General features: G+C 38.7%; 20 protein-coding genes, 1 tRNA gene and 1 pseudogene. 18 read left to right on the top strand and 4 right to left on the bottom strand.

Annotation, left to right across the window (positions count from 1 at the left end; translation table 11 throughout):
- The first annotated feature begins 40 nt into the window (after nucleotides 1–40).
- The 5 genes from GYM62_RS07310 (at nucleotide 41) to GYM62_RS07290 (ending at nucleotide 5,798) form a co-directional block, all read left to right on the top strand.
- Entirely contained in the window at nucleotides 41–1,579 is a 1,539-nt protein-coding gene (locus GYM62_RS07310; RefSeq protein WP_144605768.1) for a helicase HerA-like domain-containing protein, read from the top strand.
- 33 nt (nucleotides 1,580–1,612) lie between these two features.
- The gene (locus tag GYM62_RS07305) at nucleotides 1,613–2,827 is read left to right on the top strand and encodes an NAD(P)/FAD-dependent oxidoreductase (protein WP_219958921.1); all 1,215 of its coding nucleotides are present in this window, start codon (nucleotides 1,613–1,615) and stop codon (nucleotides 2,825–2,827) included.
- The gene (locus GYM62_RS07300) at nucleotides 2,824–3,174 is read left to right on the top strand and encodes a hypothetical protein (protein WP_091650652.1); all 351 of its coding nucleotides are present in this window, start codon (nucleotides 2,824–2,826) and stop codon (nucleotides 3,172–3,174) included. The genes GYM62_RS07305 and GYM62_RS07300 overlap by 4 nt, the downstream gene beginning before the upstream one ends.
- A gap of 93 nt (nucleotides 3,175–3,267) precedes the next feature.
- Nucleotides 3,268–4,227 carry a YheT family hydrolase gene (locus GYM62_RS07295; RefSeq protein ID WP_219958920.1) on the top strand — a complete coding sequence of 320 codons (960 nt, stop codon included), beginning with the start codon at nucleotides 3,268–3,270 and terminating at the stop codon, nucleotides 4,225–4,227.
- A gap of 110 nt (nucleotides 4,228–4,337) precedes the next feature.
- Nucleotides 4,338–5,798 (top strand): FMN-binding glutamate synthase family protein, encoded by a 1,461-nt coding sequence (locus tag GYM62_RS07290; RefSeq protein ID WP_255590611.1) that lies wholly within the window; start codon nucleotides 4,338–4,340, stop codon nucleotides 5,796–5,798.
- Here GYM62_RS07290 and lhgO read toward each other — a convergent pair whose 3' ends face one another.
- Nucleotides 5,799–7,001 (bottom strand): L-2-hydroxyglutarate oxidase, encoded by a 1,203-nt coding sequence (gene lhgO, locus GYM62_RS07285; RefSeq protein WP_219958918.1) that lies wholly within the window; start codon nucleotides 6,999–7,001, stop codon nucleotides 5,799–5,801.
- Between the two features lie 164 nt (nucleotides 7,002–7,165).
- Here lhgO and GYM62_RS07280 point away from each other — a divergent pair, with 164 nt between their 5' ends.
- The 6 genes from GYM62_RS07280 to rplT all read left to right on the top strand — a co-directional run bounded on the left by GYM62_RS07280 (nucleotide 7,166) and on the right by rplT (nucleotide 13,813).
- The gene (locus GYM62_RS07280; protein ID WP_219958917.1) at nucleotides 7,166–9,643 is read left to right on the top strand and encodes a DUF5686 and carboxypeptidase-like regulatory domain-containing protein; all 2,478 of its coding nucleotides are present in this window, start codon (nucleotides 7,166–7,168) and stop codon (nucleotides 9,641–9,643) included.
- 110 nt (nucleotides 9,644–9,753) lie between these two features.
- Nucleotides 9,754–10,317: a hypothetical protein gene (locus tag GYM62_RS07275; protein WP_219958916.1), complete on the top strand. Its 564-nt coding sequence runs from the start codon at nucleotides 9,754–9,756 to the stop codon at nucleotides 10,315–10,317.
- A 247-nt stretch (nucleotides 10,318–10,564) separates the two neighbouring features.
- A complete protein-coding gene (gene thrS / locus GYM62_RS07270; protein WP_219958915.1) occupies nucleotides 10,565–12,514 on the top strand; it encodes a threonine--tRNA ligase in 1,950 nt (649 codons plus the stop codon).
- A gap of 84 nt (nucleotides 12,515–12,598) precedes the next feature.
- A complete protein-coding gene (infC, locus tag GYM62_RS07265) occupies nucleotides 12,599–13,150 on the top strand; it encodes a translation initiation factor IF-3 (RefSeq protein WP_091650677.1) in 552 nt (183 codons plus the stop codon).
- 24 nt (nucleotides 13,151–13,174) lie between these two features.
- Complete coding sequence (rpmI, locus tag GYM62_RS07260; RefSeq protein WP_091650680.1) at nucleotides 13,175–13,369, top strand: 50S ribosomal protein L35; 195 nt, start codon at nucleotides 13,175–13,177, stop codon at nucleotides 13,367–13,369.
- A 99-nt stretch (nucleotides 13,370–13,468) separates the two neighbouring features.
- Nucleotides 13,469–13,813 carry a 50S ribosomal protein L20 gene (gene rplT, locus GYM62_RS07255; protein ID WP_091650682.1) on the top strand — a complete coding sequence of 115 codons (345 nt, stop codon included), beginning with the start codon at nucleotides 13,469–13,471 and terminating at the stop codon, nucleotides 13,811–13,813.
- Between the two features lie 133 nt (nucleotides 13,814–13,946).
- On the opposite strand, the pseudogene GYM62_RS07250 reads toward rplT, so the two are convergent.
- From GYM62_RS07250 to GYM62_RS07240, 3 genes and pseudogenes are all read right to left on the bottom strand, one after another.
- Nucleotides 13,947–14,153 (bottom strand): annotated as a pseudogene (locus GYM62_RS07250) (GIY-YIG nuclease family protein); the annotation flags it as partial.
- 577 nt (nucleotides 14,154–14,730) lie between these two features.
- On the bottom strand, nucleotides 14,731–14,871 hold the full coding sequence (locus GYM62_RS20975; protein ID WP_255590610.1) for a GIY-YIG nuclease family protein: 141 nt from the start codon (nucleotides 14,869–14,871) through the stop codon (nucleotides 14,731–14,733).
- A 43-nt stretch (nucleotides 14,872–14,914) separates the two neighbouring features.
- Nucleotides 14,915–14,988 (bottom strand) — tRNA-Met (locus GYM62_RS07240).
- 214 nt (nucleotides 14,989–15,202) lie between these two features.
- Between GYM62_RS07240 and GYM62_RS07235 the strand changes: the two genes are divergently transcribed.
- The 7 genes from GYM62_RS07235 to GYM62_RS07205 all read left to right on the top strand — a co-directional run bounded on the left by GYM62_RS07235 (nucleotide 15,203) and on the right by GYM62_RS07205 (nucleotide 23,127).
- Nucleotides 15,203–15,598 (top strand): START-like domain-containing protein, encoded by a 396-nt coding sequence (locus GYM62_RS07235; protein ID WP_091650686.1) that lies wholly within the window; start codon nucleotides 15,203–15,205, stop codon nucleotides 15,596–15,598.
- A 70-nt stretch (nucleotides 15,599–15,668) separates the two neighbouring features.
- Nucleotides 15,669–17,462 carry an LptF/LptG family permease gene (locus tag GYM62_RS07230; RefSeq protein WP_219958914.1) on the top strand — a complete coding sequence of 598 codons (1,794 nt, stop codon included), beginning with the start codon at nucleotides 15,669–15,671 and terminating at the stop codon, nucleotides 17,460–17,462.
- Nucleotides 17,463–17,522: 60 nt separating this feature from the next.
- Nucleotides 17,523–17,798 (top strand): 30S ribosomal protein S15, encoded by a 276-nt coding sequence (gene rpsO, locus GYM62_RS07225; protein WP_091650692.1) that lies wholly within the window; start codon nucleotides 17,523–17,525, stop codon nucleotides 17,796–17,798.
- 99 nt (nucleotides 17,799–17,897) lie between these two features.
- Nucleotides 17,898–20,045, top strand: a complete 2,148-nt coding sequence (gene pnp, locus GYM62_RS07220; RefSeq protein ID WP_219958913.1) for a polyribonucleotide nucleotidyltransferase — start codon at nucleotides 17,898–17,900, stop codon at nucleotides 20,043–20,045.
- 56 nt (nucleotides 20,046–20,101) lie between these two features.
- Complete coding sequence (locus tag GYM62_RS07215; protein WP_026954085.1) at nucleotides 20,102–20,965, top strand: RNA polymerase sigma factor RpoD/SigA; 864 nt, start codon at nucleotides 20,102–20,104, stop codon at nucleotides 20,963–20,965.
- Between the two features lie 168 nt (nucleotides 20,966–21,133).
- Nucleotides 21,134–22,078 (top strand): thioredoxin-disulfide reductase, encoded by a 945-nt coding sequence (gene trxB / locus GYM62_RS07210; protein ID WP_219958912.1) that lies wholly within the window; start codon nucleotides 21,134–21,136, stop codon nucleotides 22,076–22,078.
- Nucleotides 22,079–22,086: 8 nt separating this feature from the next.
- Nucleotides 22,087–23,127, top strand: a complete 1,041-nt coding sequence (locus GYM62_RS07205) for a peptidoglycan DD-metalloendopeptidase family protein (RefSeq protein WP_091650700.1) — start codon at nucleotides 22,087–22,089, stop codon at nucleotides 23,125–23,127.

Genomic DNA, 23,127 nt, shown 5'->3' with positions numbered 1-23,127 from the left:
AGGTTTTTTTTGTAGTTTGTCATTCAAATCAGTAAAGAAGATGAGTCAAGAAGAAAAGTTTATCTCCCATCTGGCTGAAGGTCAGGTTTATAAAAAAGACTATATCATCATGGGAACTGGTATCCTAAATGGAGAGGCAGTTTCAGGAGCCCAAATCAAGGTGCCTCTTAAAACCATGAACAGACACGGCTTGATAGCAGGTGCCACAGGAACAGGTAAAACCAAAACTCTTCAGGTAATTGCAGAACAGCTCTCATTAAAAGGTGTTCCATCGGTTTTGATGGATTTGAAGGGAGATTTATCTGGCTTGGCTCAACCTGGAGAAGCTTCAGACTTCATCTTAAAAAGATCTCAAAAAATAGGGGTAGACTATGAGCCGATGGGCTTACCCGTAGAATTAATGTCTATCTCTAAGGAGAAAGGTGTCAAATTAAAGGCTACAGTTTCTGAATTTGGTCCCATCCTGATTTCTCAAATTTTGGATTTGAATGATACGCAGGGAGGAGTTATCTCTTTGGTATTTAGATATTGTGATACACATCATCTTCCGTTGGTAGATTTGAAAGATCTGAAAAGGGTGCTTCAGTTTATCGTTAATGAGGGCAAAGAAGCTATCACAAAGGAATTTGGAAGTGTATCCTCAGCATCGGTGAATACCATCATGCGAAAGATTATAGAACTTGAGCAACAGGGTGCTGAAAGGTTTTTCGGAGAGAAATCCTTTGACGTGGAAGACTTCGTAAGAACTAAAAATGGAAAAGGTGTCATTTCTGTGATTCGATTGACTGATATCCAATCTACGCCCAAACTCTTTTCTACCTTCATGCTCAGCATTCTTTCTGAGATTTATGAAACCTTTCCAGAGCAAGGAGATGCTGATCAACCTAAGCTTTGTTTGTTTATAGACGAAGCACACTTAGTTTTTTCTACTGCTTCCAAAGATCTTTTAGAGAAGATTGAAGCAATTATCAAGTTGATTCGTTCAAAAGGTGTTGGGGTGTATTTTTGTACGCAAACCCCTACAGACGTTCCAGATTCTGTCCTAGGACAATTAGGTTTAAAGGTCCAGCATGCTTTAAGAGCCTTTACAGCAAAGGACAGGAAAGCCATCACTAAAACTGCTGAAAATTACCCTGACTCTCCGTTTTATGATACTTCCAAAGTATTGACCTCCATGGGGATAGGAGAAGCCTTAATTACTGCTTTGAATGAAAAAGGTATTCCTACACCTTTGGCTCATACCCTTGTCAGAGCGCCAATTTCAAGAATGGACATTTTAACCAATTCAGAAATAGATGATTTGGTTAATAAATCTTCTTTGACCTCAAAATACAATGAAGATATAGACAGAGAAAGTGCATTTGAGTTGCTGGAAAAGAAGATGAACCAAATTGAAAAAGAACAGGAAAAAGCTGTTTTGCCTGGTCCATCTTCAAGATCCAAAACAGCAAGTCGTACCAAAGAAGACGAATCTCTAATCGAGGAGTTGAGTAAAAATACCATGGTTAGGCAATTGGGAAGAACTATTTTCCGAGAATTGACGCGTGGTATTTTAGGTTCATTTACCCGTAAAAGATAAAGTATTTAACTTTCTACAAATCAATAAATTAAAGTGAAAACTGCAATTATTGGGGGAGGGGCAGCCGGGTTCTTTGCTGCGATTCATGCTGCTTCACCTCACAATGAAGTATTCATTTTTGAGAAAACTCCAAAGCTACTTTCCAAAGTAAAAATATCCGGTGGAGGAAGATGCAATGTCACTCACCGTCCTATGGAAATAGCCAAGTTGGTAAAGAATTACCCAAGAGGAGAAAAGTTCTTAAAAAAGGTTTTTAGGCATTTCAAGCAGGAAGATACTTTTCAGTGGTTTGAGTCCCGAGGTGTTCAGTTAAAAATTGAATCAGATGGTAGGGTTTTTCCTGTTAGTGATCAATCTTCTTCTATAATTGAAGCTTTACTGAAAGAAGCCAAAGCGAAAAATATTCGAATCGAAACTGGAATGAATCTAAAGCGTATGGAGGCCAATGGGAATACCTGGACTCTTCATTTTGATTCCGGCTCCCGGCAATTTGATAAAGTGGTAATTTGTAGTGGAGGTCATCCTAAAACTGAAGGTTATCAATTTTTAAAGGGTCTTAAGCACACTATTGCATCACCTATACCTTCCCTTTTCACTTTCAATACTCCACAAGAATCCATTCGTGAATTAATGGGTTTATCATTACCGAATGCCTATGTGAGGTTGGAGGGTACCAAACTTTCCTATCAAGGTCCGGTTTTGATCACTCATTGGGGAGTGAGTGGTCCGGCAGTTTTAAAGCTTTCAGCCTTTGGAGCAGCTTGGCTTCATGAAAAAGAATATCAGGCAAAAGCGATAATTAACTGGAATCAGGATTTTGGTGAAGAGGATTATCAAAATCAGATAAGAAATTATATCCAAGCGCATTCATCCAGAAAAGTTAAAAATTACCCACTTTTTGACATTCCAGGCAGATTATGGGAGCATATTCTTGAAAAATCCCTTATTGAAGAGGAACAGATCTACGGAAACTTGGGCAAAAAGCAAATTAATAAATTGGTTCAGCATCTTTTTTGCTATATTTTGTCTGTCAAAGGTAAAACCACTTTCAAGGAAGAATTCGTAACTGCAGGAGGTGTTCAATTGAATGAGGTGGATCCTGAAACAATGGCAAGTAAGTTTCACCCAAATTTATACTTTGCTGGAGAAGTACTTAACGTGGACGGTATTACTGGAGGTTTTAATTTTCAGGCTGCATGGTCGACGGGTTTTCTGGCAGGAAAAACTATTATCAATAGCGCGATATGAGTTTAGCTTATCCTGAACTGAACCAACGGATCCTAGAAATGGCCGAAGGTGATGAGGAATTTAGAATGGAATTAACCACTGCTATCCATGCAGGACTCCTTGAGTTGAAAACCAAATATGCTGAAGGTTTTCATGAAAAAGACGAAGTTAAAATCCAACAAATCAGACATAAGGTCAAACCTACCTTAGGTATGTTTGAGTTTGAAGATTTATCAATTATCCTGCAAGAAGGAAAAGATATTTTAGAATCCGAGGGCTTTAATCAGGCATTCGGAGGACATTTCCATTTACTTCAGGAAAAACTGGATACAGCTATCGAAGAAACAGCCAAACTCTTAAATAATTGATCAAAAAGTATTTTTTTTGAAATTGATTTCTGTTCAGAGGGTTTCAACACTCTGCTGTATTTAAAATTCAATCCCATTCTCCATTTTTAGGATATGCCAATTATTGATTCCTCTTCCTACCAGGGTCCCAGTTATTTAATCAATGGTCATTTCGAAACTATAGTCCCGAGTTTATTTCGAAAAATCAAAGAGCTAACCTATGAAAGAGAAAAGATTCATACTCCTGATGATGATTTTTTAAATCTTGATTGGTCGAAGGTTGGAAGTGATAAGCTTTTGATTATTTCTCATGGCTTGGAAGGAGATTCCTATAGGCATTATGCAATGGGTTTGGCAAAATTATTTAATCAACATCATGTGGATGTTCTAGCCTGGAACAATAGAAGCTGTGGTGGAGAAATGAATCTGCAACCTATCCTTTATCATCATGGAGCGAGCTATGATTTGGATACGGTAATCGAACATACTAGAAATACAGAAAATTATAAGGAAATATATCTCTGTGGAATCAGTATGGGAGGGGCTCAAACCTTAAAATACCTAGGCGAAAAAGGTAAACATATCCCATCAGAAATTGTAAAAGCTGCGGTATATTCCACGCCCTGTAATTTGCCATCAAGTGCAGCCACTTTAAAATACCCTTCTAATAGTTTTTACAAAAATCGGTTTTTGGGTAAACTCAAAAAAAAGATGATGCTTAAGGCAACCCAGTATCCGGAATTGATCGACTTGGAGCTCTTGGGTAAAGTCAAAGACTTTGACACCTTTGACACCCATTTTACGGCCAAATTGCATGGGTTTAAAAATGCAGAAGACTTTTATCAATCAGTCAGTGCTGATAATTGGATGCAGGATATTCATATTCCTACATTGATTATCAATGCTCTCAATGATCCTTTGTTGGGTCAGGCTTGTTACCCGATAGAGTTAGCAAGGAAGAAGAAAGAGATTATTTTAGAAATGCCTAAGAGGGGTGGGCACACAGGATTTACCCTAAAAGGCGACGAATTTACTTGGGCAGAATATCGATTTTTAGAATTTTTGCTCGCTTAAAGGAAACTGATTTAGCTTTACTATATTAGTATTCCATCAAACCCACCTTTGGAATGCGGAAGCTTTTCTTTTTATCTATTCTCCTCATTTTTCTCCTCACTTTATTTCTTATGTGGTTCTCTGAACTTCGGGAATTTAGCTTCGGATATTTTTTCCTGATTGTTTTGGGCTCTTTGACTGCATTGGGTATTTATGATTCTATTCAAAAGAAACATGCGATCCTTCGGAATTTCCCCGTTGTCGGACATTTTAGATACATTTTAGAATCAATCAGCCCCGAAATCCAGCAATATTTCATTGAAAGCAATACCGATGGAAGACCATTTTCTAGAAATTTAAGAGCCTTGGCTTATAGAAGAGCCAAAGGAGTCAATGACACACATCCATTTGGAACTCAAAAAGATATTCATGGAGAAGACTATATAGCTTTAAGACACAGTATATACGCGGTAAGTCCCAAAGAGGAAGATCTTCGCGTCACGATCGGTACTCATTCTTGCGCTCAACCATATTCAGCTTCGATTTTTAATATTTCAGCAATGAGTTTTGGCTCTCTTAGTTCCAACGCTATCAAAGCTTTAAATCTAGGAGCTCAAAAAGGTAATTTCTATCATAATACGGGAGAAGGAGGGATTTCCAGTTATCATTTGTCAGGAGGAGATTTATGCTGGCAAATAGGAACTGGTTACTTTGGATGCAGGGATAAGGATGGAAATTTTGACCCTGAAAGCTTTAAAGAAAAAGCTCAGTTACCTGAAGTGAAATTAATAGAGTTGAAAATATCCCAAGGCGCAAAACCCGGGCATGGAGGTGTATTGCCAGGCATTAAAAACACTCCTGAAATTGCTAAAATCAGAGGACTTGAACCGGGTACAACTGTATTATCCCCTCCATCTCACAAGGCATTTTCCGGTCCTAAAGGAATGATAGCTTTTGTACAACAATTGAGAGAGTTATCAGGCGGTAAACCGGTCGGAATTAAACTTTGCATTGGTCGCACAGAAGAATTTATAGAAATCTGCAAGGAGATGATCAGTCAGGAATGTTTACCTGATTTTATCACAATAGATGGAGCAGAAGGAGGAACTGGTGCTGCTCCTTTAGAATTTTCAGACAGTGTAGGTTTACCGCTGGAGCCAGCTTTGATCTTTGTGAGAGCTGCATTGGAAAAATTCAATCTCAGAGATAAGATTACCATAATTGCATCAGGAAAAGCATTAAGTGCTTTTTCGATTTTAAAAAATATTGCTTTGGGAGCCGATATATGTAATTCAGCCAGAGGTTTTATGTTTAGCTTGGGTTGTATTCAAGCTTTAAGGTGTAATACCAACGATTGCCCAACTGGAGTGGCAACTCAAAGGAGAGGTTTGGTAAAAGGTTTGGTGGTTCCAGATAAAGCTGAGCGCGTTTACAATTTCCATAAAAACACAGTTCACGCTGTAATGGAATTATTGGGAGCTTCAGGGCACTATCATACTTCTGAACTGAGTGTTCATGACTTGGTCAAAGGTGATGAAATGATAAAGCTAGCCAATAGATATTTCCCTGATACTGTCAACACTCAGGTTTGATTATTCAAAGCGCTTGAGAGCCATAGTGGCCACAGTACCTCCAATGGATAGGGAACTGGTGGCAGCTGGAGATGGAGCATTTAATACATTGATGACTGTTGCACTCTCTCTGATAGCGAAATCATCCAACAATCCACCGCTTCGATCACAAGCTTGAGCTCTCACACCTGCTCCGCCATCTACCAAATCTGATTCCTGAATTTCAGGAATCAATTCCTGTAGTGCTTTCGTGAAGGCAGCTTTGGAAAATGAGCGGTATAATTCTCCAAAACCGGTTTTCCAATATTTTGCAGCAACTTTTTGGAATCCAGGCCAAGCTAAAGTTTCCGCTAATTCTGAAAAATTAATTTGAGACTTTTTATAGCCCTCTCTTTTAAAAGCCAAAACTGCATTGGGACCTGCTTCCACGCCGCCTTTCATCATTCTTGTAAAATGCACCCCTAAAAATGGGAAGTTAGGATCTGGAACGGGATAAATTAAGTTCTTGACCAGATATTCCTTTTCTTTTTTAAGCTTGTAATATTCGCCTCTGAAAGGAATGATTTTTACATCATCTGCCTCATCGCTATTCATTCTGGCAATCTTATCTGAATATAAGCCTGCACAGTTGATGACCAACTTAGATTCTATGGTTTTTATTGAAGTTTCAATTGTATTGATGTTATTTGAAGTGCTTATTTTCAATACTTTATGTTTCAATAAAATACTTCCGCCGAGCTGCATGAATTTTCTTCCATAAGCTAGGGCAACTTGGTAATAATCTACTATTCCGGTTTGCGGGACATGAATAGCCGCCACTCCGGCACAATGTGGTTCGTATTCTTTCAATTCATCCAAACTGATTTTGCGTGTACCGGTCAAGCCATTTTCTAAACCTCTTTTCCAAAGATTTTCCAATAAAGGCTTTTGCTCCTCCCGGGTAGCGACAACCACTTTTCCGGTTATTTCATAAGGAATTTTTTCCTCCTGGCAAAAGCTCACCAATTCATGGTATCCGTTGATACAGTTGATGGCTTTTAAAGATCCTGGTTTATAGTAGAGTCCAGAGTGAATTACTCCGGAATTATTTCCGGTTTGATGCTTTGCTAGCTGCTCTTCTTTTTCGAGAATAACGATTTTCAGCTCAGGCTTTGATTTGATAAGTTTAAGCCCTGTAGCCAATCCGACAATTCCACCTCCGACAATCGCAATATCGTAAACCATAGATTATTCTTTGAAAGCCCAAATATATTAGATCAGGAATCAAAATTGAATGATGCTGGCCTAGTCTTTATTCAATTCGGAAATTTTATCTCAGATTGGACTTTAAGCCAGCGGAATGAAATTATATTTGCAACTGTGCTAATATTTCCATGCGGAATTTCTAAATGAAGCGACTGTTTTCTCTCACATTTTTATTCTTTTCCCTGAGTTTTTCTTACGCCCAAGTGTCAATCAAGGGCAAAGTGACTGATGCAGAAACAGGTGATCCTATTCCATTTGCTTCAGTTTTGGTACTGGGAACAGGAAAGGGAATGAATACTGATTTCGAAGGAAATTATGAATTGAGCTTTTCGGGAAAGGCAGATAGCGTTCGGGTAAGCTATTTGGGATATATCACCCAAACCAAAAAAATTGGATCTTCAGCTAATCAAACCATTAATTTCCAACTCAGACCATCTGACTTTGAATTGGAAGCTTTTGTATTTGAGGCTGGTGAAAATCCGGCGTTTGAGATCATCAGAAGGGCGGTTGATAAAAGAAAAGTATTTGATAAAAGAAGTCTTGAGGCATACGAAACCAAGAACTATACAAAAATAGAGATTGATATTGATCAGGTTTCGGACAGGTTTACCCAGAGAAAAACAGTCCAGAAAGTAACTGCTGTTTTGGACAGCATACGGCAATTGACCAACGATGAGGGAGAAAAAATCCTGCCTGTTTTTTTCTCTGAGACCATTTCCAAATTTTATTATCGAAATAATCCTGAACTGAAGAAAGAGATCGTCGAAAAGTCCAAAGTCACCGGAGTCGGTATCACGGATGGCTCTACTACTTCTCAAATTACAGGCTCTGTCTTTCAGGAATATAACTTCTATAAAAATTGGTTGAACATTCTGGATAAAGAGTTCATTTCACCCATAGCTGATGGGTGGAAAGTTTTCTATGATTATGATTTGCTAGATTCGGTCTTAGTGGGAAAAGATAGCTGCTATAGGTTGCAAGTTTATCCCAGAAGAGAGCAAGACTTGGCTTTTAGTGGCACCATCTGGATCAATAAGGAGACCTATGCGCTTAAGCAAGTTGATTTGACTGTTCCCAAGTCCGCGAACCTAAATTTTATTGAAAGAATCAAGATTCAGCAGGAATTAGAGCCTACTTCCAAAGGTCCCTTGATTCCATCTAAAAGTAGAATTCAAATAAAAATTGGGCAAGTAAGCCCCAATACCGCCGGGCTTCTTGCAAAGTTTTACACGGCTACGGATTCAGTTATTCTCCAAGAACCTTTACCCACTTCCTTTTTCAACAATGCTGTTGAATTGAGACCTGATTTCGGGAATGCCGGAGAAGATTTTTGGAAAAAAAATAGGGTAGACCCTTTGAGTTCGGAGGAAATAGCCATTCTTCAGATGGTGGATACACTGAAGAAGATCCCCATTATTCGATTTTATTCAGAAGGTTTAAAGTTTTTTGCAACTGGGTTTCTTCCAGTAGGAAAAGTGGATTTGGGCCCTTGGACTGAATTTGGAAATTATAATAATGTAGAAGGATTTCGGGCTGGCTTTGGGATGCGGACCAATTATTCATTCAGCAATAAATGGTTGATTCAAGCCTACTTAGCGTATGGGTTTAAAGATGAACGCTTTAAATATTCAGCATTTGTAACCCGGATATTGGATAGGCAACATTGGACTACCCTTCAATTCAAATCCACGAAAGAAATCGATCAAGTGGGTTTGGAAATGGAGTCCTTAGCTGGAAATAGTATTTTCTTAGCTGCCAGTAGATTTGGGACATTGAGGAGGCCTTTTATCAGCACAACACAGCAGCTAAATTTCCAGCGGGAATTTTTCAAAGGCTTTTTGCTGAAAGGGGGTCTTCAGATTGCAGCGTTTGATCCATTGTTTAACTTTTACTTTTTGGAGCAGCAGAATAGAGAGTTAAGAAGTAGGTTTGAGACTACAGAAGCTAGAGTTGGACTTCGCTATGGAAGGGACGAAATAATCATTATCAATGACAATGAGCGGGTTTCATTTGGACCTTCTAAATGGCCAATTTTTGAAGTGAACTATGCAAAAGGTCTTCAGTGGCTAGGTGGAGACATAGATTATCATAAGTTGAGTTTTTATCTGTACCAAAGGCTAAACATGGGACTTTTTGGGGTTTCCAGATATGAAGTGGATGCAGGCAAAGTCTTTGGAGAAGTTCCTTATCCGATATTGAAAAACCACTTAGGCAACGAAACGCTTTTTTACACTACAGCTGCTTTCAATACCATGAATTTCAATGAGTTTGCCTCAGATCAATATGTCAGCTTAAGATATAGACATTCTTTTGAGGGATTTTTATTGAACAGAATTCCATTGATGAAAAAACTAAAATGGAGAGCAGTAGCCAATGGAAATTTACTTTTTGGATCAGTTAGAAATGAAAATGTATTGAATGTTCCGAGCTTAGATCCTGCAGGAAATCCTTTAGAAAGTTTTGGAAGATTAGATCCTACTAAGCCTTATTTGGAGTTAGGATATGGAATTGAAAATATCTTTAAATTCTTCCGGGTTGACTTTTTCCATCGCATGACCTATTTGGATGCGCCAGAGGCTAGGCCTTTTGTGGTGAAAGTAAGTGCGCAGATTATTTTGTGATAAATCTTCTTTTTAAAAAAAAAACTATTAGTTTTGACGACTTATTGCAATCTAAATTCTTTCTAAACTGGATGGCATTCTAAGTTTGTATCATTTTTAAATTCCATGGAATGAATAATTCTTTTGAAAAAATTTTTGTTACAGTTTTAGTCCTTACCCTTTCTATTTCCATTTGTGCAAAAGCTCAAACCAAATCCGAAACCTATACTGCAAAAAATGCTGTTTACCTTGAAGTTGGCGGAAGTTCTGGAAGATATGCAATCAACTACAGCAAGATTTTTCATCAAAAAGGGAAGCTAAAATTGAATGCCAGTGCTGGTTTTTCTATGTGGCCTAATAGAAATATAGACTCGAAGACTAGTTGGCTCCCTGCTTTGCCATTGGAGATATCTGCATTGGTTGGCAAGTCAAATCATCATCTGGAATTGGGTATGGGATTCACTTCTTATTTAAACACAAGCTTTGATTTTGACTCGGAAACATTTGAAACAATCAATAAAGTGGTTATTAACGCCTTCATTCCTCTTAGAGTCGGATACAGGTACCAAAAGCCGGAAGGGGGATTCTTTTTTAGAGTGGGTTATACACCAATTATTGACTTACCGCCAAGAACAGGAGGAAATTGGTCTTTTAATCCTTATTGGGCAGGAGTAAGTTTTGGTAAAAGTTTTTAGTCTTCTAGATTTATCTTGTGAGCTAGATAGTTGGATCGAGAACATCTTTAAATTCTTCAGGTTGGACTTTTTTCACCGCATGACCTATTTAGATGCCCCAGAGGCTAGGCCTTTTGTGGTGAAAGTAAGTGCGCAGATTATTCTTTAATTTATTTATCATTAGATGGATTAAATTTTTCCTTTAAGTTTCACTCTTCGCATATTTGCAGCTTAATCAATCGCCTGTTTGTAAAGGCTTACTTATTTTATGTCACAACAAATTAAAATTACCCTCCCAGATGGATCAGTGAGGGAGTACGAAAAAGGAACTACCGGACTACAGATTGCTTCCAGTATAAGCGAGGGTTTGGCCCGGAATGTTCTTGCCGCAAAAGTCAATGGCCAAGTTTGGGATGCTACCCGACCTATCCAAGCAGATTCAGACGTTCAGTTATTGACCTGGAATGACAATGAAGGTAAAAATACCTTTTGGCATTCCTCAGCTCACTTACTTGCTGAAGCTTTGGAAGCTTTATATCCCGGAATCAAATTTGGTATCGGACCTCCCATTGAAACGGGTTTCTACTATGATGTAGACTTTGGAGACCATACCTTGGATGGCTCAGAGCTAGAGAAGATCGAACAAAAAATGATCGAATTGGCTCGGGAAAAGAATGAGTATATCCGAAAGGACATTTCTAAAAAAGATGCTATTTCCTTTTATCAACAAAAAGGAGATGAATATAAATTAGACCTATTGGAAGGTCTGGAAGATGGTACAATCACATTTTATGAGCAGGGAAACTTCACAGATCTTTGCCGTGGTCCTCATATCCCCAATACCGGATTTATTAAAGCTGTCAAGCTTACCAACATAGCCGGAGCTTACTGGAGAGGGGATGAGAAGCGTAAGATGCTGACCCGTATTTATGGTGTTACTTTCCCAAAAGCCAAGGAATTACAGGAGTACTTGGTCATGCTGGAAGAGGCCAAAAAGCGGGACCATAGAAAGATCGGAAGAGAATTAGAACTATTTACTTTCTCTGAAAAAGTGGGGATGGGCCTGCCTTTGTGGTTGCCTAAGGGAACTTTGTTGAGAGAAAGATTAGTTGCTTTCATGAAGAAAGCTCAGGATAAGTCAGGCTATCAGCAGGTGACTACTCCTCATATTGGGCATAAGGTTTTATATGAGACTTCAGGGCATTATGAAAAGTATGGCAAGGATTCTTTTCAGCCAATTGCCACTCCCCATGAAGGAGAGGAGTTTTTATTGAAACCTATGAACTGCCCTCACCACTGTGAGATTTACAAGCATAAACCAAGATCCTACAAAGATTTACCCATTCGCTATGCTGAATTTGGGACGGTTTATCGCTACGAGCAAAGCGGTGAATTGCATGGCTTAACCCGTGTAAGGGGATTTACGCAAGACGATGCGCATATTTTCTGTCGCCCAGATCAGGTGAAAGAAGAATTTATCAAAGTAATTGACTTGGTATTGTATGTATTCAAAGCTTTGGGTTTTGAAAATTATACAGCACAGATTTCATTGAGAGATCCTGAAAAACCAGAAAAATACATCGGTTCAACTGAGGCTTGGGAAAAAGCTGAAGCGGCAATCATCGAAGCAGCTGCAGAAAAAGGATTAGATACTGTTACCGAATTAGGGGAAGCAGCATTCTATGGGCCTAAGTTGGACTTTATGGTCAAGGATGCCTTGGGCAGAAAGTGGCAATTGGGAACTATACAGGTTGATTATCAGCTCCCTGACAGATTCCAGTTGGAATATATCGGCTCGGATAATGCCAAGCATAGACCAGTGATGATTCACAGAGCACCTTTTGGGTCCTTAGAGCGGTTTGTCGCAGTATTGATTGAGCATTGTGCGGGTAACTTTCCATTATGGTTATCTCCTGAGCAAATTAATATTTTGCCAATTTCTGAGAAGTATATTGAGTATGCTGAGGAAATAAAAGCTATTTTGGATGAAAATGGGATCAGTGGGTCAATTGACAACCGAGATGAAAAGATTGGTAGGAAAATCCGTGATTCTGAGGTTAAAAAAGTACCTTTCATGCTGATAGTAGGAGAAAAAGAGCAGGAAAACAGAAAACTTTCTGTGCGAAAGCACGGGGAAGGAGATCTAGGTAACTACTCTCCGGAGGAGTTTATAAAGTATTTTCAGGGGATTATTTCAGAATCTCTAAGCAAGGATTAATTAGGTAAAATTTTATTCTGCTTTTTTGAAAAGGAAATAATTCCGATATTTGCAGTCAATTTCACAAAAACAACAAAAGCTAACTTGAGAGACAGACAACCAAACAGAGGTCGAAGAGAAGAACCATATAAGGTAAACCAAAAAATCAGAGCCCGAGAAGTAAGATTAGTAGGGGATTTCGTAGAAGGAGGTAATGCTGTATTACCCTTAGACAAGGCTATTAAACTTGCCGAGGAAAATGATTTGGACCTGGTTGAGATTTCCCCAAATGTAAATCCGCCCGTATGTAAGATTTTGGATTATGCCAAATTCAAGTACGAGCAGAAGAAAAAACAAAAGGAGATTAAAGCTAATGCAGCGAAAGTTGTTTTAAAAGAAATTCGGTTCGGACCTAATACAGATGATCACGATTTCAACTTTAAGTTGAAGCACGCGATCAACTTCCTAAAAGAAGGTGCCAAAGTGAAAGCTTATGTGCACTTTGTTGGACGAAGCATTGTATTTAAGGAAAGAGGTGAGATGTTATTGCTGAAGTTTGCGCAGGCTCTTGAAGATTATGGAGCAGTTGAGCAGCTTCCAAAATTGGAAGGAAAGCGAATGAACATCTTCATTGCACCGAAACAATCGAAGAAATAATTTCAACTAAATACAAACAGCAAAATGCCAAAAGTAAAAACCAAATCTTCCGCTAAAAAGCGATTCGCTTTAACCGGAACAGGAAAAATCAAAAGGAAGCACGCTTACAAAAGCCACATCCTAACTAAGAAAGCTACCAAAAGAAAGAGAGAATTGACCAAAACTGGTTTGGTTCACACTTCCGATGAAGGTAGAGTAAAAGACATGTTGAGAATCTGATCAGCCTGTCTAATTAATTAAGGTTTATTTATTCACCAGATGCTTTGGTTTAAAAGATTCCATTAAAATGGAACACCAAGTGTCAAAAAACAAAAAACTATGCCTAGATCAGTAAACGCGGTAGCGTCCAGAGCAAGAAGAAAAAAAGTGCTTAAAGCCACAAGAGGTTACTTCGGAAGAGGTAAAAACGTGTGGACTGTAGCAAAAAACAAGTACGAGAAGGGTCTTCAGTATGCGTACAGAGACAGAAAAGCGAAGAAGAGAGAATTCAGAGCTTTATGGATCCAGCGTATCAATGCCGGTGCAAGAGAGCACGGTATTTCCTATTCTCAATTTATGGGTATGTTGAAGAAAGCTGAAATCGAGTTGAACCGTAAGGTATTGGCTGATTTGGCTATGAACCACCCAGAGGCATTCAAAGCTGTAGTTGAAAGAGTAAAATAAGGTTTGCTGACCTTATTTTGCGGAAAGCCTTCCCTTTTTGGGAGGGCTTTTTTTGTTTAATAAGCATTTAGGTTAAAGTATATCAAAGACTGGTAATCTCTTTAAATCAAACTTGGATATGAATCCTGCGCAATCAATGAAAATTGGGAAGAACATAATTTTTCACCCAATCTCTTCCTTTTCCAGATTTAAGTTCTTTTTCTCTTTTTAAAGCATCTTTTTTAGAGTCGAAAAACTCTACAAATACAACCATCCATAGCCTATATCTAGTTGTAAAACCTTTTGTTGATTTAAAATTGTGAAAATTGAACCTAGTGATTAAATCCGAGGTCATTCCAGTGTAGGTTTTACCAGTTGAAGGCTAGAAGAGTATGTAGACTACAAATTCATCCATATACTAAAAATAAAAAAGGCCTCTGAAAAACCAGAGACCTTTGTAGTCCCGAAAGGATTCGGGAGGAGTTGAACCTGTCTGCGACAGGCAGGCCCGTTTCCGCCGCGCCTGTGCGCCTTAGGCGTAGCGGATATAAATCCTGCGCTCTAACCAACTGAGCTACCTCGCCAGAATTTTTTTTAATCACTATTTCAATATTTCGGGAGTTGCACCTGTCTACGACAGGCAGGCCCGTGTCCGCCAAGGCGGATATGAATCCTGCGCTCTAACCAACTGAGCTACCTCGCCAGAATTTTTTTAATCACTATTTCAATATTTCGGGAGTTGAACCTGTCTGCGACAGGCAGGCCCGTGTCCGCCGCGCCTGTGCGCCTTAGGCGTAGCAGATATGAATCCTGCGTAATCAATGAAAATTGGGAAGAACATAATTTTTCACCCACTCTCTTCCTTTTCCAGATTTAAGTTCTTTTTCTCTTTTTAAAGCATCTTTTTTAGAGTCGAAAAACTCGACATATACAACCATTCATGGCCTATATCTAGTTGTAAAACCTTCTGTTGATTTAAAATTGTGAAAATTGAACCTGGTGATTAAATCAGAGGTCATTCCGGTGTAGGTTTTACCAGTTGAAGGAGAGAAAAGTATGTAGAATACAAATTCATCCATATCCTAAAAATAAAAAAGGCCCCTGAAAAATCAGAGACCTTTGTAGCGAGGACGGGAGTTGAACCCGTGACCTCAGGGTTATGAATCCTGCGCTCTAACCAACTGAGCTACCTCGCCAGAATTTCTTTTAATAATTTTTAGATATTGAATATTGTAATTAATGCCTATATTAAGACACAGTCGAAATTCAATATTTCAAGGCTGAAAATCTTTATTTTCATCCGGTAAACCTCCCTCGCGAATGGGAATGCAAATATGAGGTCTTGTACTGTTAAATGCAAGTTGACGTTCTGTAAAAAATGAAATTTTCATCTAAGAAAATTTAGAAATCATGGTTAAAAATAAGTTTGTTGCTGATTATCAAATCAATGCGTCAAGGAAAATTGTTTTCCAATATTTGAGTACCGCAAGTGGCTTGGAGGAATGGTTTGCAGAGGGAGTTCGGATCAATGAAGACAAAGTTTTCATCTTTGACTTTGACAATGAGGAGCATTATGCCCGAGTTGCTTCCTTGCGCATCAATTCTCATGTAAAATTTGAGTTTTTCGATCCCAAAGATCCATATGAAAGTGATCATGCCTATATAGAGTTCAAATTGGAAGAAAATGAATTGACACAATCTCTTTTCTTAAAAGTTATTGATTATTCGGATAGCTACGAAGAAGATGAACTGGTGGCTATCTGGGATGGCTTAATTTCCAAATTGAAAGAGATAATTGGAGGTTAATTTCAATGATTTTAGCAACTTTGAACATCCATATCTATGTTTCGTTTAGAAGCAGGGTAGAAGAGGTGTCATGAAAAAAATAGACAAACTTATACTTGGGTCTTTCATAGGCCCATTTTTATTGACTTTTGTTGTTGTTGACTTTATCCTATTAATCGTCAACATGCTGAAATATTTCGATGAAATTTTCGGCAAAGGGCTGGGCTTTTGGATTTATGCCGAATTGATCGGCTATTTCGTCGTGTCTATTTCTCCGATGGCCTTGCCATTGGCAGTATTGCTTTCAAGTTTGATGACTTTCGGGAACTTAGGGGAACACTTTGAACTGACAGCTATCAAGAGTTCTGGTATTTCACTTATTCGGGCTTTAAGGCCGATAGCCATATTTACCGTCTTTTTGGTAATTGCTGCCTTCTTATCCAATAATTTCTTGGTACCCAAAGTCAATTTGAAAACCTTCAGCTTACTTTATGACATTCGGATGAAGTCTCCTGCTCTTGATATTAGAGAAGGGATTTTTTATGCAGGTATCCCAGGTTATAGTATTAAAGTCAATCAAAAAATTGGAGACAATGACTTGAAAGATATCATTATCTACAATCACAATGATGCCTTGGGGAATTTGGATGTGACCATTGCAGATTCCGGTCGCATGGAAAAATTTTTTAACGAAAATTACATGAGACTCACCTTATATAAAGGTACCAATTATAAAGAGGCAAGAGCAACTCGTGGGATTTCAGAAAAACCGGTGGAATTCAATCGAACCACTTTTGATGAAAACGTCATCATTTTCGATATGGACGCTTTTCAGTTGAGTAGAACACCTGAGGATCTTTGGTCTACTAATAGAGCAATCAAAAACATTTCGGAAATAAAGGTAGGATTAGATTCCATCTCCACCTTGGTTAATGACGAGCAATTTCAAAACTACAGAACAGCTTCTAGTATATATCCATTCTTTACCCGAGATCGTAATTTAGATCCACTGGATAACATCATGGAAAGAAAAGCGGAGGATGATTCTCTGAGGGTGCAGAAGGCAAGAAAAAACAGAGAATTGGCTGATTCCTTAGAAAACCTGAAAAATAAACCTGATACCAGTACTATTTTGGCTACCAAACCTGAGTCTAGGTTAGAGTTCAAACCGGATAGCTCAAAAACTCTTTCAGTTAGAAACTCAAGCTCCATATCCAAATCAGATTCACTTTTTCAGGCTAAAGTTTCCAACAGAAAAATTCAGAGGAGAAATCTAGAAAATATCGAGTTAGATGCTGAGGAATTGGTTGAGAACCCTCAAGAAGATATTCAGGAGCAGCCAAAGAAGATACGAAGAACAGATCCTTTGTCAGAGGAAGAAAAGGCTAAAATCGACTCAGTGGTTTTCAAAAAAGGCTATCAGTCAAATGCTCTTACTATGGCATTAAATAATGCTAGAAGCCTGAAAAATAATTTTAACATCAAAAAAATTCAGATTGAAAATCATCAGAAGGAGTTTAGGAGATATGAGATAGCTTGGTATCAAAAATATACTCAAGCTTTTGCATGTTTTGTGATGTTTTTGATAGGTGCTCCGCTGGGTGCCATTATCAAAAAAGGAGGCCTAGGGATGCCGGTCTTGGTTTCAATCATTTTCTTTATAGTCTATTACATGCTGACCATCACGGGAGAAAAATGGGCGAAGGAAGGCGTTACTGATCCTTTCCTGGGAACATGGTTTTCCTGTCTGATGCTACTTCCTTTCGGATTGTTCTTTTTGAAGCAGGCAAGAAAAGATGCCAGATTATTTGAACCGGACTTTTACATAGAATGGTGGAAAGGAGTAAGAAAACGCTTCAAAGAAAAGAGAACTGTTCATTCTTGATATTTTATTTTTAGAATAATAGCCTTACCTTTGTAGCTGTTTTAATTAATTTAGCTAAACATGTATTTAACATCAGAGACAAAACAAGAGTTGTTTAAGAATCATGGAAGGTTAAAATCTGCTACTGATACAGGATCTCCTGAATCACAGATTGCCCTCTTCACTCACAGAATCAAGCATTTGACTGAGCATTTGAAGTCAAATAAGAAGGATCACTCCTCAAGATTAGGTTTGTTGAAGTTGGTAGGTAAGAGAAGAAGCTTACTTGACTACCTCATGAAAAAAGACATCGAGCGATACAGAGCGATCATCGCCGAGTTAGGAATCAGAAAATAACCCTTTAGTAAGGTTCTCTAAACTGAGAACCTTACTTTTTTCTTTTTTAGCTGGATGCGTTTATTTTTAAAACGAAAGAAGTATTACTAATCATAATTTATGTTACCAAACTTAATCACTAAGACCATCACCCTTCAGGATGGTAGAGAAATTACTATTGAAACAGGAGCTCTTGCCAAGCAGGCAGACGGTTCTGTTGTTGTGCGGATGGGAAAAGCCATGTTATTGGCTACAGTTGTTTCAAAGAAAGAAGCTTTAGAAGGTGTAGACTTTTTACCGCTTTCTGTTGATTACCAAGAAAAATTTGCTGCTTCCGGAAAAATCCCGGGAGGATTTTTGAAAAGAGAGGGTAGACTTTCTGACTATGAGATATTGATCTCAAGAATTGTCGATAGAGCTATCAGACCAATTTTTCCAGACGATTATCATGCAGATACTCAAGTAGCTATTACTTTGATGTCCTCTGACGAAGAAGTATTGCCGGATGCATTGGCAGGTTTAGCAGCTTCCGCAGCTTTAGCTGTTTCAGATATTCCTTTCAACGGACCTATTTCTGAGGTAAGAGTTGCTAAAGTGGATGGAAAATTGATCATCAACCCTAAGCCAGTTGAATTAGAGAAAGCTAGCTTGGAATTTATAGTAGCCGGATCATTGGATTACATCTTGATGGTGGAAGGCGAAGCCAACGAAATCTCAGAAGACGAGATGGTAGAGGCTATGCAATTTGCCCATGAAGAAATCAAAAGACATTGTGAAGCTCAGATGGAGCTTACCAAACTGGTAGGAAAAGAAGAGAAGCGTGAGTACTCTCATGAGAAGTCTGATCCTGCTTTGTATGACAAAATGAAAGCTGAATTGTATGATAAATTATACAATTCTGTAAGCAAGCAAATTGCTAACAAATCAGAGAGATCTGAATTGATCAAAGCTATTAAAGACGAGTTCGTAGAAAGTTTAGGTGAAGAGCATGAGTTTGAAGCCTCTCTGATCGGGCCGTATTTCCATAAAATCCATAAGGAAGCAGCGAGAAACCTTACTTTAAATGAAAAGAAAAGGTTGGATGGAAGAAAACTCAATGAGATCAGACCTATTTGGTCAGTCGTTGATTATTTGCCATCTGCTCATGGTTCAGCTGTATTTACCAGAGGGGAAACTCAATCAGTAACTACCTGTACGCTCGGTACCAAGATGGACGAGCAAATGGTGGATGGAGCTGTGCTTTCAGGATTCAACAAATTCTTTTTGCATTACAACTTCCCAGGTTTCTCTACCGGTGAGGTGAAACCAAACAGAGGTCCAGGTAGAAGAGAAGTAGGTCACGGTAACTTGGCGATGAGAGCCTTGAAGAAAGTGTTACCTCCTGAAAATGAGAACCCTTACACCATCAGAATCGTATCAGACATTCTTGAGTCAAATGGATCATCATCCATGGCTACAGTTTGTGCAGGTTCGCTTGCCTTGATGGATGCAGGTATTCAAATCAAAGCTCCAGTAACAGGTATAGCAATGGGAATGATCTCTGATGCCAAAACTGGAAATTATTCCATTTTATCTGATATTCTCGGAGATGAGGATCACTTGGGTGATATGGACTTCAAAGTGACCGGTACTGAAAAAGGAATCACTGCATGTCAGATGGACCTTAAAGTAGAAGGTTTGGATTATAGTGTTTTGAAAGAAGCATTATACCAGGCAAAAGAGGGAAGGCTACACATTTTAGAAGAAATTTCTAAGACTTTGGCTACACCTAAGTCTGATTTGAAGCCTCATACTCCAAGATCTTATACCATGATGATTCCTAAAGAATTGATTGGCGCTGTGATTGGACCTGGAGGAAAGGTGATTCAGGAAATGCAAAAGGATACAAACACTACTATCGTGATCGAAGAAATCGATAACCAAGGTAAGATTAATGTATTCTCTGCTAACCAGGACAACTTAAATGCAGCATTGAGCAGAATCAAAGCAATCGTTGCTCAGCCAGAAATAGGAGAGACTTACACTGGAAAAGTAAAGAATATTCAACCATTTGGAGCGTTTGTGGAATTTATGCCGGGTAAAGATGGTTTACTTCATATATCCGAGATTAAATGGGAGCGTCTTGAAAGTATGGACGGGGTGCTTGAACCAGGTGAAGAGATCGTGGTGAAGCTGATCGATGTCGACAAAAAGACAGGTAAGTTTAAGCTATCCAGAAAGGTTTTATTACCAAAACCTGAAAAACAGGAACCAAAAGCTCAGTCCTAAGCTTCTATTTATTAAATTCATTATCTTAAATTCAATTACACCAATAATATTTCTGAATGAGGCAGCTAAAAATTAGCAAACAGATTACCAACAGAGAAAGCCAATCCTTAGATAAGTATCTACAGGAGATTGGTAAGGTAGATCTGTTAACAGCAGACGAAGAGGTAGTTTTAGCAAAAAGAATCCGGGAAGGCGATCAGCTTGCACTGGAAAAATTGACTAAAGCCAACCTTCGATTCGTAGTTTCTGTAGCCAAGCAATATCAGAACCAAGGGCTTTCTTTGGGAGATTTGATCAATGAGGGGAACTTAGGTTTGATTAAGGCTGCCCAAAGATTTGATGAAACACGTGGATTTAAATTTATCTCCTATGCTGTTTGGTGGATTAGACAATCTATCCTTCAGGCATTGGCAGAGCAATCCCGTATTGTAAGACTTCCTTTGAACAGGGTAGGTTCCTTGAACAAAATCTCCAAAACTTTCAGTGAATTGGAGCAGAAGTTCGAAAGAGAGCCTTCTCCTGAAGAGCTTGCTGAAGTATTGGAAGTGACTGCATCTGAAGTTGTGGATACCATGAAAATTTCTGGTAGACACGTTTCAATGGATGCTCCTTTCGTTCAGGGTGAAGAAAACAGCCTTTTGGACGTATTGGAAAATGACGGAGATGAGAAGCCGGATGATGGCTTGATGAATGACTCTTTGAGAAAAGAGGTTCAAAGAGCACTCTCTACGCTTACTCAAAGAGAAGCTGATGTGATTACCTTGTACTTTGGTTTGAACGGAGAGCATGCAATGACTTTGGAAGAGATTGGTGAAAAATTCAATCTGACCCGAGAGCGTGTAAGGCAAATTAAAGAAAAGGCCATTCGAAGGCTGAGACATACATCCAGAAGTAAGACCTTGAAGCCTTATCTGGGATAAAATAAAAAGGGGTTTCAAGCCCCTTTTTTTATTTTTAGATGTTTGTACTTCAAAATAAATTGAAGTGATTACCAATAATATAAAATCACTTTTGGGAATTTTAACTTATCCCGGTTTTGTTGGCAAACTAGAAATATCAAAATTTACCCGATTTAACACAATTCGTTGATGAGTCAAGAAATTGAAAGAGTCAAAGTTCTGATTATTGGATCAGGACCGGCAGGCTATACAGCAGCCATTTATGCTTCCAGAGCAGGTTTAAACCCGATTTTATACACCGGAGGACAACCAGGAGGACAATTAACCATCACTACTGATGTAGAAAACTATCCAGGTTATCCAGATGGAATCATGGGTCCTGAAATGATGGAAGACTTTAGAAAACAAGCCGAGCGTTTTGGAACTAAAGTTCGATATGGTATGGTGACAGATGTGGACTTTTCTGTCAAGCCCCATGTGGTGACAGTAGACGATCAAGTAAAAGTGCTAGCAGATACTGTGATTATTTCCACTGGAGCCTCAGCGAAATGGTTAGGACTGGAAAGTGAAAATAGATTGAATGGAAAAGGAGTTTCTGCCTGTGCTGTCTGTGATGGATTTTTCTTCAGAGGTCAGGAAGTGGCGATTGTAGGAGCAGGAGATACAGCTTGTGAGGAAGCTTCTTATTTGGCTAACATTTGTAGCAAAGTTTACATGTTGGTGAGAAGAGGAGAGATGAGAGCATCTCAAATCATGCAAAAACGTGTAATGAATAATCCTAAAATTGAAATTCTCTGGAATACTGAAACAGATGAGATTTTGGGTGAGGATGAAGTGACCGGAGTAAGAATTTTAGATAATATAACAGGAGAAAAAAGGGAAATTAAAATTTCTGGCTTCTTTGTTGCTATTGGTCATCAACCAAACACCGAGGTATTCAAAAAATTCATCCATATGGATGATGCTGGATATATCAAGACCATTCCTGGAAGTACCAGGACTAATGTGGAAGGTGTTTTCGCTTGCGGAGATGCCCAGGATAATATCTATAGGCAGGCAGTCACAGCAGCGGGAACTGGCTGTATGGCAGCTTTGGATGCAGAGCGGTATTTGGCCGAAACTGAAAATCATTAAATGAATTCATGAGGTATCTTAGACTGATACTTATTTGCGGAATATTTTTGAGCATTGGACTTACCCAGTCTAATGCTCAAATTTTTCCTAAGATTATCAAGAGAAATTCTAACACAACTCCTGTGGTTCCTCAAGAAAGGAAAAACATTGAGTTGAGGGGATTTGACCAGGAATCTTATCTGAGAACACTTTCTACAGTGACGGATTCCATGATTTTTGAAAATAATGTGAACCTGGGTAAGGTTCGATCAATCATAGCAGAAGATCAAAATGTGATGATCTGGGCACCTACCAACCGATTAGTGAAGGTGTCTGAACAAATTCAAATTGACAGTATTTGGGTAACTGCTTACGAATATTTTTCTGCTTGGGACTCTAAAAAAATCGATATCTACGACTTTGATATCAAAAGCTTTCAAGACTCTGTAAAAATCCGATTATATGATCCATTTTTTGGTTACAATTGGAGTATGCCTTTGGATCAAACACCCATTACTTCTCCCTTTGGCTATAGATGGAGAAGATGGCATTACGGGACTGACCTAGATCTAAATACCGGCGACCCTGTATATAGTACTTTCGATGGCATTGTTAGAGTTCGTTCCTATGATCGATACGGCTATGGTTATTATTTAGTAATCAGACATAAAAATGGACTTGAAACCCTTTATGGGCATTTATCCAAGTATTTAGTGGAAGTTGGTCAAGAAGTAAAAGCCGGTGAATTAATTGCCAAGGGAGGAAATACCGGTAGAAGTACAGGATCTCACTTACATTATGAATTAAGGTATAGAGGTCAGCCTTTTGACCCTGAAAATGTATATGATTTCAAGGAATACCGAATTCTTAACCAAGAATTTTTGTTGACTTCAGATACATTTTCTCACGTTGCTCAGGCTAGGGCTAGGGCCTATCACAGGGTGAAAAGTGGAGATACTTTAGGCTCAATTGCTAGAAGGTACGGCGTTTCAGTTAGTACATTGACTAAATTGAATGGGATCACTTCTAGGTCAATATTAAGAATTGGACAAAATCTAAGAGTGCGATAA

The sequence above is a fragment of the Algoriphagus sp. NBT04N3 genome (genome assembly GCF_019443765.1).
Taxonomy (GTDB): Bacteria; Bacteroidota; Bacteroidia; order Cytophagales; family Cyclobacteriaceae; genus Algoriphagus; species Algoriphagus ornithinivorans.
The sequence above is the reverse complement of the archived record's forward strand: the minus strand, read 5'-3'. Positions and strand labels throughout refer to the sequence as shown.